The organism is Streptomyces sp. NPDC059010, assembly GCF_042740355.1.
Taxonomy (GTDB): domain Bacteria; phylum Actinomycetota; class Actinomycetes; order Streptomycetales; family Streptomycetaceae; genus Streptomyces.
The window spans coordinates 112310-122244 of sequence record NZ_JBHYJA010000030.1; the positions used below are offsets into that span (position 1 = coordinate 112310).

The following is a 9935-nucleotide window of genomic DNA, read 5'->3' on the forward strand; positions in this document are numbered from 1 at the left end:
ACGGCAGCCGCCCGACCGCGCGCTGCGCCCTCCCGATCACCCTGTGTCGAGTGGTTCGAGGGCGCGCGTTGGAAGAGACCGAACGTGGGTTCTTGTGGCGGCGGGCTTGTGATTCAGGTCACATGAAATCTTTTCCGTGGCGGGAAATAACCGGGGATCCCTTCCCCGTTTAGCCATGTGTCCGAGCGAAACGGGGACAGCTTCCCCGGATCGCCACCCAGCAGCATCAGGAGTACGCCGTGCAGACCGTGACCCCCGTACCGCGCAAGGCGACCCGGCCGCGCGCCGACGCCCTGCGCAACCGGGAGCGGATCGTCACCGCCGCCCGGGAGATGTTCGTCGAGTTCGGCCCCGATGTGCCGCTCGACGAGATCGCCCGCCGGGCCGGCGTCGGCAACGCCACGGTGTACCGCAACTTCCCCGACCGCGACGCGCTCGTCCGCGAGGTCGTCTGCTCCGTCATGGACCGCACGACGGAGGCGGCCGAGCTGGCGCTCGCACAGACCGGGGACGCCTTCGAGGCCCTGGAGCGCTTTGTGCACACCGCCGCCGACGAGCGGATCAGCGCGCTGTGCCCGATGGTCCAGAGCACCTTCGACCAGCACCACCCGGACCTGGAGGCCTCGCGCGAGCGGGCCGAGCAGCTGATCGGGGCGATCATGGACCGCGCCAAGGCGGCCGGCCAGCTCCGCTCCGACGTGGACGTCGGCGATCTCATGATCGGCGTCTCCCAGCTCAGCCGGCCTCCGGCCGGGACCGGGTGCGACATCGCCGACCGCTATGTCCACCGTCATCTGCAGCTGTTCCTGGACGGACTGCGGGCCCCGGCCCGCTCGGTCCTGCCGGGCACGGCGATCACGATGGAGGACCTGCGCAAGGCCTGACGATCAGCAGCGATTAGTTCCGAATGCCACAGCAGTCCACAGAGCACCGATTCACATCGGCCGTCGCCGATTGACGGACCGTCCCCTTACGACACCTTTTTCCGTTACGAAGTCCCGAAGTGGGTACCTCCATGTCTGAAACAGCCTCCAAGGCTCCCGGCGCACCGGCCACGTCCGGCGACGCCAACCGCTGGAAAGCGCTCATCTTCATCGCGCTCGCCCAGCTGATGGTCGTCCTCGACGCCACCATCGTGAACATCGCCCTGCCCTCCGCCCAGGTGGACCTCGGCATATCCGACGGCAACCGGCAGTGGGTCGTCACGGCCTACGCCCTCGCCTTCGGCGGCCTCCTCCTCTTCGGCGGCCGGATCGCCGACCTGTGGGGCCGTAAGAACGCCTTCGTCGTGGGTCTGATCGGCTTCGCCGGTGCCTCAGCGCTCGGTGGCGCCGCCACCAACGAGGCCATGATGTTCGGCGCCCGCGCCCTCCAGGGTGTCTTCGGCGCACTGCTCGCGCCCGCCGCGCTCTCCCTGCTCGCCGTGATGTTCACGGACGCCAAGGAGCGTGCCAAGGCGTTCGGTATCTACGGTGCCATCGCCGGTGGTGGCGGTGCCGTGGGCTTCATCCTCGGTGGCGTGCTGACCGAGTACATGGACTGGCGCTGGACGTTCTTCGTCAACATCCCGTTCGCCATCGTCGCCGCGCTCGGCGCGTACTTCGTCATCCGTGAGCCGGAGGGCGGCCGCAACCGCAACCCGCTCGACATCCCCGGCGTCCTGCTCTCCACCCTGGGTCTGGTCGCGCTGGTCTACGGCTTCACCCGCGCCGAGTCCGACGGCTGGGGCGACTCCGTGACCGTCGGCATGTTCGTCGCCTCCGCGGTCCTGCTGCTCGCGTTCGTCATCACCGAGGCCAGGGTCAAGGCCCCGCTGCTGCCGCTGCGCGTGATCACCGACCGCAACCGCGGCGGGATCTACCTCTCGCTCGGTATCGCGATCATCGCGATGTTCGGCACGTTCCTGTTCCTGACCTACTACCTGCAGATCGTGAAGGGGTACTCGCCGATCAAGACCGGCTTCGCCTTCATGCCGATGATCGTCGGCATGATGGTCGGCTCCACCCAGATCGGCACCCGCCTGATGACCCGCCTGCCGGCCCGCATGCTGATGGGCCCCGGCTTCCTGGTCGCCGCGGTCGGCATGCTGCTGATGACGCAGCTGGAGATCGGCTCGTCGTACGCCTCGATCATCCTGCCGGCGATGCTGCTGCTCGGTCTCGGCATGGGTACGGCGTTCATGCCGGCCATGTCCCTGGCCACCCTGGGCGTCGAGCCCCGGGACGCGGGTGTCGCCTCCGCGATGGTCAACACCTCGCAGCAGGTGGGCGGCGCGATCGGTACGGCCCTGCTGAACACGATCGCCGCCTCGGCCACGACCTCCTACATCGCCGACCACATCGGCTCCGCGAGCTCCCGCTCGCAGGCACAGCTGGTCCAGCTGGAGGGCATGGTGCACGGCTACACCAACGCGATCTGGTTCGCGGTGGGCATGCTGGCCCTCGCCGCGGTCATCGTGGTGGTCCTCGTCAACGCCGGCAAGCCGGACACCACGGTGGTCACCGGTTCCGGCGAGGGCGCGGAGGACGAACTGCCGGTGCCGGTCGTCGCTCACTGAGCCACTGACGACGACCGTCCGGTCGTACCCCCTCGGGCTGTTCGTACGTACGGGGATGGGGACGCTCCGCACGTACGAACCCAAGGGCCTGTCCTGGCTGCCTGAGTGAGCGGCTCAGCGCAGCCAGGGCAGGTCCGCACCCGCTTCGCTCGGCTGCAGGCCCTCGGCGACGATCTGCATGATCTCGCCGAGGGCCTGCTGCTGTTCGGTGCTGAGCCGGTCGAACATGGCCTGGCGCACGGCCTCCACATGACCGGGAGCGGTCTGCTTCAGCACCTCGACGCCCTGCTCGGTCAGGACCGCGAACTGGCCCCGCTTGTCGTCGGGGCAGTCCTCGCGGCGCACCCAGCCGTTCTTCTCCAGCCGGGCGATGGCGTGCGAGAGCCGGGAGCGGGTGATCTTCGCGAGCATCGCCAGCTCGGTCATCCGCAGCCGGCGGCGCGGCGAGTCGGCGAGCTTGACCAGGAGTCCGTAGTAGACGTGCGGCATGCCCGCGTCGCGCTGGAGCTGGCGGTCCAGGTGGTCCCAGAGCAGCGTGGACGCTTCCATGTACGAGCGCCAGACCTGCTGTTCCTCGTCGTTGAGCCAGCGCGGTTCGGCCGCGGGGGCGGGCGCTGACGCCGGTTCGGGTTCGGCCGCGGGTGGCGCGGAGGTCGATGCCGTATTCATGTACTCCACTGTACGAGAGCTCTCCTTGAAATTTTAACTACCGGGGCGTACCTTCTTTAGAGAGAGAAGCTTTAGATTTGAAGCAAATAAGGCTTCAGCTCTCCGGAGGGAGTCGCCATCATGTCCGCCGCCACGCAGGAACGCATGCCTGCCCTCTATCTCAGCCATGGCGCCCCGCCGCTCGCGGACGACCCGATCTGGCCCGGCGAGCTCGCCGCCTGGTCCGCCGACCTGCCGCGCCCCAAGGCGATCCTCATGGTCTCCGCCCACTGGGAGGAGGCCCCGCTCGCCATCGGTGCCACCGAGCCCGTTCCTCTCGTCTACGACTTCTGGGGTTTCCCCGAGCACTTCTACCGGGTGACCTATACGGCTCCCGGCGCGCCCGCACTCGCCGAGTCCGTACGAAAGCTGCTGCGCGCCCCCGGCATCCCCGTGCAGGACATCCCGGACCGCGGCCTCGACCACGGCGCCTACGTCCCGCTCGTCGAGATGTACCCCGAGGCCGACATTCCCGTCCTGCAGATTTCCATGCCGACCCTCGACCCGCTCAAGCTGATGGAGATCGGCCGCAAGCTGGCACCGCTGCGCGACGAGGGCGTACTGATCGTCGGCTCCGGCTTCTTCACCCACAACCTCGCCGCCCTGCGGCAGGGCGGCATCCCCGCCTGGTCCGTGGAGTTCGACGACTGGGGCCGCCGGGCCCTGGAGAGCCGCGACTGGGACGCCCTGCTGGACTTCCTCCACAAGTCCCCGGCCGGCCGCTACGCCCACCCGCGCACCGAGCACTTCGCCCCGCTGTTCGTGACGATGGGCGCGGCCGAGGCGACCGGTGAGCTGGACGGCCAGAAGTCGGTGATCGACGGCTTCTGGATGGGCCTGGCGAAACGCTCGGTGCAGTTCGGCTGAGGCGGCGGTTCGGCTGAGGCGGCAATGCGGCTGAGGCGCTGCCGGCCTCACAGCTCCTTCTCGTACCAGGCGACGTCCCAGTAGCGGCCGAACTTGCGGCCCACCTCGCGGTACGTCCCCACGTGCCGGAAGCCGAAGCGCTCGTGCAGCCGCTCGGAGGCCTCGTTGGGCGGGACGATCCCCGCGTAGGCCCGATGCAGATCCTCCCCGGCGAGCGCCTCGAACAGCGCCTTGTAGAGAAGGGTTCCGATGCCGCGACGCCCGGCGTCCGGCGCGAGATAGACCGTCACCTCGACGGAGGTCGCGTAGGCGGGCTTGGGGCGAAAGGCGCTGGATGTGGCGTAGCCGAGGATCCGCTGTGAGTTCCCTGGGTAACCGGTCTCCTCGGCAACCATCAGCCGATGCGGGCCGTCTTCAGGGTGGGAGAGCAGCCAAGGGCGGCGCTCTTCCGGCGTGAAGACCGCCGTATCGAATGTGATGGGCGTCTCACGTACATAGTGGTTGTAGATATCGGTGAGGGCTTCGAGGTCGCGCTCGACTCCCGGCCTGACCTGCACCTCTGTACGTTCCGGCGGCATCAGGCCTCCTCATGTGGTCGGACAGGGTACTGCAAGATCAGAAAAATAGGGGGGCGGGTTGGGAATTCTGTCCTGATTCCAGTCGTTGTTTCCATCGAACGCCGGGCACTCGACAAGAGTCCCAGACGTTCACGGACCACCCGCCAGCCCTCAACGCAAGGGAGCACGCATGGCAACCCGTGCCGTCGCCCGTCGTCAGTCCGCCACCGGCGAGGCCGACGCGGCAGGCAGTGTTCGCGCCCATGGCGGCGAGATCGCGGACCGCGACCTGGTCGGCATGTACCTCGACGAAATCGCGCGTACGCCGCTTCTCGACGCCGCCAAGGAGGTCGAGCTGTCGCAGATCATCGAAGCGGGTGTGTTCGCAAGGCAGGTCCTCGACGGATACGAGGAGTCCAAGGCGGACGCCACCCGCGACGAGCTGGAGGCCCTGGTCGCCGACGGAGAGCGCGCCAAGGACATCTTCATCCGCTCCAACCTCCGCCTGGTCGTGGCGGTCGCCCGCCGCTACCCGCGCAGCGGCCTGCCCCTGCTCGACCTGGTCCAGGAGGGCAACGCCGGTCTGGTGCGCGCGGTGGAGAAGTTCGACTACCGCAAGGGCTTCAAGTTCTCGACGTACGCGACGTGGTGGATCCGCCAGGCCATCACCCGCTCGATAGCCGACCAGTCCCGCACCATCCGCCTCCCCGTCCACCTGGTCGAGGAGCTGGGCCGCATCCGCCGCGTCCAGCGCGAGTTCAACCGCGAGCACGGCCGCGACCCCGAGCCCGCGGAGATCGCCGCCGAGCTCGGCTCGAACCCGGACCGTGTGACGGACGTCCTGGACTGGGCCCGCGACCCGGTCTCCCTCAACATGTCGGTGGACGACGAGGGCGATACCCAGTTCGGCGACCTGCTGGAGGACACCTCCGCGGTCTCCCCCGAGCAGTCGGTGCTGACGCTGCTCCGCAGCGAGGAACTGGACGACCTGATCGGCCGCCTCGACCAGCGCACGGCGTCCATCATCAAGATGCGGTACGGCATCGAGGACGGCCGCGAGCGCACGCTGACCGAGGTCGGCAAGGAGCACGGCCTGACCCGCGAACGCATCCGCCAGATCGAGAAGCACGCCCTGCTGGAACTGAAGAAGCTGGCCCGCAGCACCGGTTTCGACGCCGCGGCCTGACCCTCCCGGCCACCGGCCGCGCGGTGCCGCCCGCGTACGCCGGTGGCGGAAGACCGCGCAAACATGGCGATGTAACGCCGCTTCAACTGACCGGGGCCCGGGAACAAGACCTCAGAGCAGGGGAGTTCGGGCCCTGAGGGCATGGGGGACACGGGGGTTGCACGGGGGTCACGACCAGCCTCCGTCCCCGCCCCTCCAGCCCTGCGCCAGGCCCGGCGGACCTGCTCCCGGCCAGCCCGACCAGCAGGCCGCACACCGACGACCACGACCACAGACCAAGTCCCGACGCACTCCCCCCGGCGCCGGGACTTACCCCGAGCCGGGCTTCGGCGCCTATCCCCCCTGGGCGCCGGGGCCCGGCTCCTTTTATGGACGGCCCCGCGGGAGGCTTGGCAGAAAGCCCTGCGAGGGCTTGGCGGATGGACCTGCGGAGGCTTGGTGGAGGGCTCTGCGGAGGGCTTGGTGGATGGCCCCGCGGCAGCCTGGCAGAAGGCTCCGCGCAAGGCCCGCCGAAACAGGCGGGTGGGCCACCCCGTACCTGAACCACGGGGTGGCCCACCCGAATGGCAGATTGTGCCACATGGGCATACCCTGCCGAGCGTGAGCAGGCCCTCCCCCTCCCCGTCCCCCTCACTGACGGAGCGACGCAAGGCGGCGACCCGCATGGAGATCGCCCGTGCCGCGGCCGGCCTCTTCGTGAGACAGGGGCTGCGGGCCACCCGGGCCGAGGACATCGCCCAGGCCGCCGGAATCGCGCCGCGCACGTTCTACCGCTACTTCGCCACCAAGGAGGAGGCGGTCGCCCCGCTGTACTCGGTCGGCGCCGACCGCTGGACCCGGGCGGTCCACGACGCCCCCGCCGGCCTGAGCGTCCCCGAGGCCCTCGAACACGCGGCCCGGCACACCCTGACGCCGGGCGCGGGCGTCTCGGCGGCCTCCTGGGAGTGGGCCCGCACCCTGGTCCGCCTGGCCACGTCGAGCCCCGCGCTGCGCAAGGTGTGGGCCGAGGTGTGCCATGAGACCGAGGGGCGGCTGGCGGAGGCGCTGCGGGCGAGGGATGCCGGGAGCGCCCCGGCCGACGGCGACGCCGGGGACAACGCGGGCGGTGGCAGTGTTGCCGACCCCGACAACGTTGCCGAGCCCGTCCCGACACCGTCCCCGGGCCTCCAGTTCGCCGCCGCGGTGGCCGCCGCCTCCATACGCGTGGCCGTGGAGACCTGGGCCGCCGGGGACGCCCCCGCACAGGGTCCGGAGGGCCCGGCGGCACTGGCGATGCGCAATCTGGGCGCGCTCAGGGACTTCCCGTGGGAGGACGTCGAGAGGTGACGGTGTCAGCGGCACCGCCGCACGAGGCGACCGTCACCCCGAGGCCCGACTCAGCCGGCCACCCAACTCCCGTACACACCGCACCAGTTCCTCCGGCGACTTCACCACGAACTCGCACCCCACCATCGCCAACCGCACCGCCAGCCACTCCACCGGCTCACTCGCGACCGCCCGCAACCGGCACTCGTCCGCCCCGGTGGGCTCCGGCGCCCCGAGCCACCGGGGCAGCCGCGCCTCCACCACCTCGGCGGCCGCCGCGAACGTGACCTCGAACTCGTAGGTCTCCGCATGCCGCCGGATCGACCGCCGCAGATACTCCGCCGCACTGCCCGTCGGCAACTCCCGCTGAGCGAACCGCGCCCCGGTGGCGAACGGCTCGCTCACCCGGTCGACCCGGAACGTGCGCCAGTCGGCGCGATCGAGGTCGTAGGCCACGAGGTACCAGCGACGCCCCGTCGACACCAGCCGGTGCGGCTCGGTCAGGCGACGCGACTCCGTCCCGTCCCCCGCCCGGTACGCGAACCGCAACCGCTCCTGCCCCGCCACGCTCGACGCCATCACGGTCAGCGTCTCGGGCGCGATACTCGCCCCGTCCCCACTGGTCAGCGGCGTGGTCGCGGCCTGCAACGTGGACACCCGGCGCCGTAGCCGCGACGGCAGCACCTGCTCCAGCTTCGCCAGCGCCCGGACCGACGCCTCGTCGACGCCCTCGACCGCATGCCCGGCCCCGGCCCGCAGCCCCACCGCGATCGCCACGGCCTCCTCGTCGTCCAGGACGAGCGGCGGCATCGCCTTGCCCGCGACCAGCCGATACCCCCCGTCGGCCCCCTTCGTCGCCTGCACGGGATACCCCAGCTCCCGCAGCCGGTCGATATCGCGCCGCACCGTGCGCCGGGACACCCCGAGCCGACCGGCGAGCTCGCCGCCGGGCCACTCGCGGGGCGTCTGCAGAAGGGAGAGCAACTGGAGGAGCCGAGCCGGTGTGTCCGTCGTCATGAGTTCGAGGATGCCGTACAACTAGGACATGATCTGACCTAATGCCGTTCTAGTTTGAGGACATGGCTTCCACCGAGACTTCACCGAACACGCCGAGTACGCCGGACACACCGCTTACTCCCACCCCGACGGACCGCCGCCGCTGGTTCGCCCTCGCGATCGTGATGACCGCGGCCTTCATGGATCTGGTCGACGTCACGATCGTCAACGTCGCGATCCCGTCGATACAGCGGGAGTCCGGCGCGACCTTCAGCCAGATCCAGTGGATCACCGCCGGCTACGCCCTCGCGTTCGCCGCGGGCCTGATCACCGGCGGTCGCCTCGGCGACATCCACGGCCGCAAGCGGCTGTTCCTGATCGGTATCGGCGGCTTCACCCTGGCCTCCGCCCTGTGCGGCTTCGCCGCGAACCCGGAGATGCTGGTCGCCTCCCGCATCCTCCAGGGCGCCATGGCGTCGCTGATGGTCCCGCAGGTCCTGTCGATCGTGCACGCCACGTTCCCGGCGCACGAACGCGGCAAGGTCTTCGGCCTGTTCGGCGCGGTCGTCGGTCTCGGCGCGGTCACCGGCCCGCTGCTCGGCGCCCTCCTCACCGAGTGGAACCTCTTCGGCCTCGAATGGCGCCCGATCTTCCTGATCAACCTCCCCGTCGGCATCGCGGGCCTGATCCTCGGCAGCCGCTTCATCACCGAGTCCAAGGCGCCGAAGGCCATGAAGCTGGACCTCGTCGGCGTGGCCCTCGTCACCCTCGGCCTGCTGATGCTGCTCTACCCGCTGACCCGCGGCCGCGAGCTGGGCTGGCCGCTGTGGGGGTACGTGTCGATGGCCGGAGCCCTCGTCGTGCTCGCGGCGCTGGTGACGTACGAGAAGCGCAAGGCGGTCCGCGACGGCTCCCCGCTCGTCGAGCTGTCCCTGTTCAAGGTGAAGAGCTTCGCGGCCGGCATCGCGGTCCAGACGGTCTTCGGTGTCGCGCTCGGCATCTTCTTCCTGGTCTGGACGCTGTACATGCAGTACGGCCTGGGCTGGAGCCCGCTGAAGGCCGGTCTGACCGGGGTCCCGTTCTCGATCGCGGTCTCGGTGGCGGCCGGCATGTCCGTGCAGCAGCTGGTCCCGCGCTTCGGCCGCAAGGTGCTGCAGGCGGGCGCGCTGGTGATGGCGGTCGGCGTGCTGCTCTACATCTGGGAGGCGAGCCGCTACGGCCTGACCATCGCCCCCTGGCAGATGGCTCTGCCGCTGGTCGTGATGGGCGCCGGCATGGGCCTGATCGTGGCCCCGCTGACGGACGCGATCCTGTCCGAGGTGCCGCGCGAGCACTCCGGTTCGGCGTCGGGCCTGATCAGCACGGTGCAGCAGATGGGCAACGCGCTCGGCCTCGGCCTGGTCTCGGTGGTCTTCTTCGGGGTCGTCGACGACGGGCTGGCCGAGGCGAGGGAGCGTACGGCGGTCGGCCTGGCCTTCGCGGACGGCTTCCAGCACGCGCTCGGGTGGGTGGCCGCGGTGATGGGCGTCATCTTCCTGCTGATGTTCGCGCTGCCCAAGCGCCCGGCACAGCATGTCGAGGGGGCTGCCGATGACTCCTCACCGGCGACGGAGAAGGAGCCCGCGCTGGTGGGCTGAGGGCGGTGGCCCGAGCGGGGTGGCCTGAGCGGGGGAGGGGCCCGGCACTTCGGTGCCGGGGCCCCCCCCGGGTTTGGCTTTAAACCTCTGTAATAACCGGGCATGCCCCATGATAACCCAAA

General features: G+C 70.0%; 9 protein-coding genes. 6 read left to right on the forward strand and 3 right to left on the reverse strand.

The features are described 5' to 3' along the window. The first annotated feature begins 239 nt into the window (after nt 1-239). Together ACFWYS_RS29495 and ACFWYS_RS29500 are read left to right on the forward strand one after the other, a co-directional pair. Nucleotides 240-884 (forward strand): TetR/AcrR family transcriptional regulator, encoded by a 645-nt coding sequence (locus tag ACFWYS_RS29495; protein WP_384775326.1) that lies wholly within the window; start codon nt 240-242, stop codon nt 882-884. Nucleotides 885-1015: 131 nt separating this feature from the next. Further along, nucleotides 1016-2557 carry an MFS transporter gene (locus tag ACFWYS_RS29500; protein WP_384775329.1) on the forward strand — a complete coding sequence of 514 codons (1542 nt, stop codon included), beginning with the start codon at nt 1016-1018 and terminating at the stop codon, nt 2555-2557. Nucleotides 2558-2671: 114 nt separating this feature from the next. Here the strand turns inward: ACFWYS_RS29500 and ACFWYS_RS29505 are convergent, their stop codons facing one another. Then, nucleotides 2672-3226, reverse strand: coding sequence for a MarR family winged helix-turn-helix transcriptional regulator (locus ACFWYS_RS29505; RefSeq protein WP_384775332.1), 555 nt, complete (start codon nt 3224-3226; stop codon nt 2672-2674). A gap of 120 nt (nt 3227-3346) precedes the next feature. Between ACFWYS_RS29505 and ACFWYS_RS29510 the strand changes: the two genes are divergently transcribed. Further along, on the forward strand, nt 3347-4132 hold the full coding sequence (locus ACFWYS_RS29510) for a dioxygenase (protein WP_384775335.1): 786 nt from the start codon (nt 3347-3349) through the stop codon (nt 4130-4132). Between the two features lie 47 nt (nt 4133-4179). On the opposite strand, the gene ACFWYS_RS29515 is transcribed toward ACFWYS_RS29510, so the two are convergent. Then, on the reverse strand, nt 4180-4710 hold the full coding sequence (locus tag ACFWYS_RS29515) for a GNAT family N-acetyltransferase (protein ID WP_384775338.1): 531 nt from the start codon (nt 4708-4710) through the stop codon (nt 4180-4182). Between the two features lie 169 nt (nt 4711-4879). On the opposite strand from ACFWYS_RS29515, the gene ACFWYS_RS29520 reads away from it, so the two are divergent. After that, nucleotides 4880-5875 carry an RNA polymerase sigma factor RpoD/SigA gene (locus tag ACFWYS_RS29520; RefSeq protein ID WP_384775341.1) on the forward strand — a complete coding sequence of 332 codons (996 nt, stop codon included), beginning with the start codon at nt 4880-4882 and terminating at the stop codon, nt 5873-5875. A gap of 663 nt (nt 5876-6538) precedes the next feature. After that, nucleotides 6539-7201 (forward strand): TetR/AcrR family transcriptional regulator, encoded by a 663-nt coding sequence (locus ACFWYS_RS29525; protein WP_384775377.1) that lies wholly within the window; start codon nt 6539-6541, stop codon nt 7199-7201. 33 nt (nt 7202-7234) lie between these two features. Here the strand turns inward: ACFWYS_RS29525 and ACFWYS_RS29530 are convergent, their stop codons facing one another. Beyond that, nucleotides 7235-8197 carry a helix-turn-helix transcriptional regulator gene (locus tag ACFWYS_RS29530; protein ID WP_384775343.1) on the reverse strand — a complete coding sequence of 321 codons (963 nt, stop codon included), beginning with the start codon at nt 8195-8197 and terminating at the stop codon, nt 7235-7237. Nucleotides 8198-8259: 62 nt separating this feature from the next. Between ACFWYS_RS29530 and ACFWYS_RS29535 the strand changes: the two genes are divergently transcribed. Beyond that, entirely contained in the window at nt 8260-9813 is a 1554-nt protein-coding gene (locus ACFWYS_RS29535; protein ID WP_384775346.1) for an MFS transporter, read from the forward strand. Nucleotides 9814-9935: the final 122 nt, after the last annotated feature.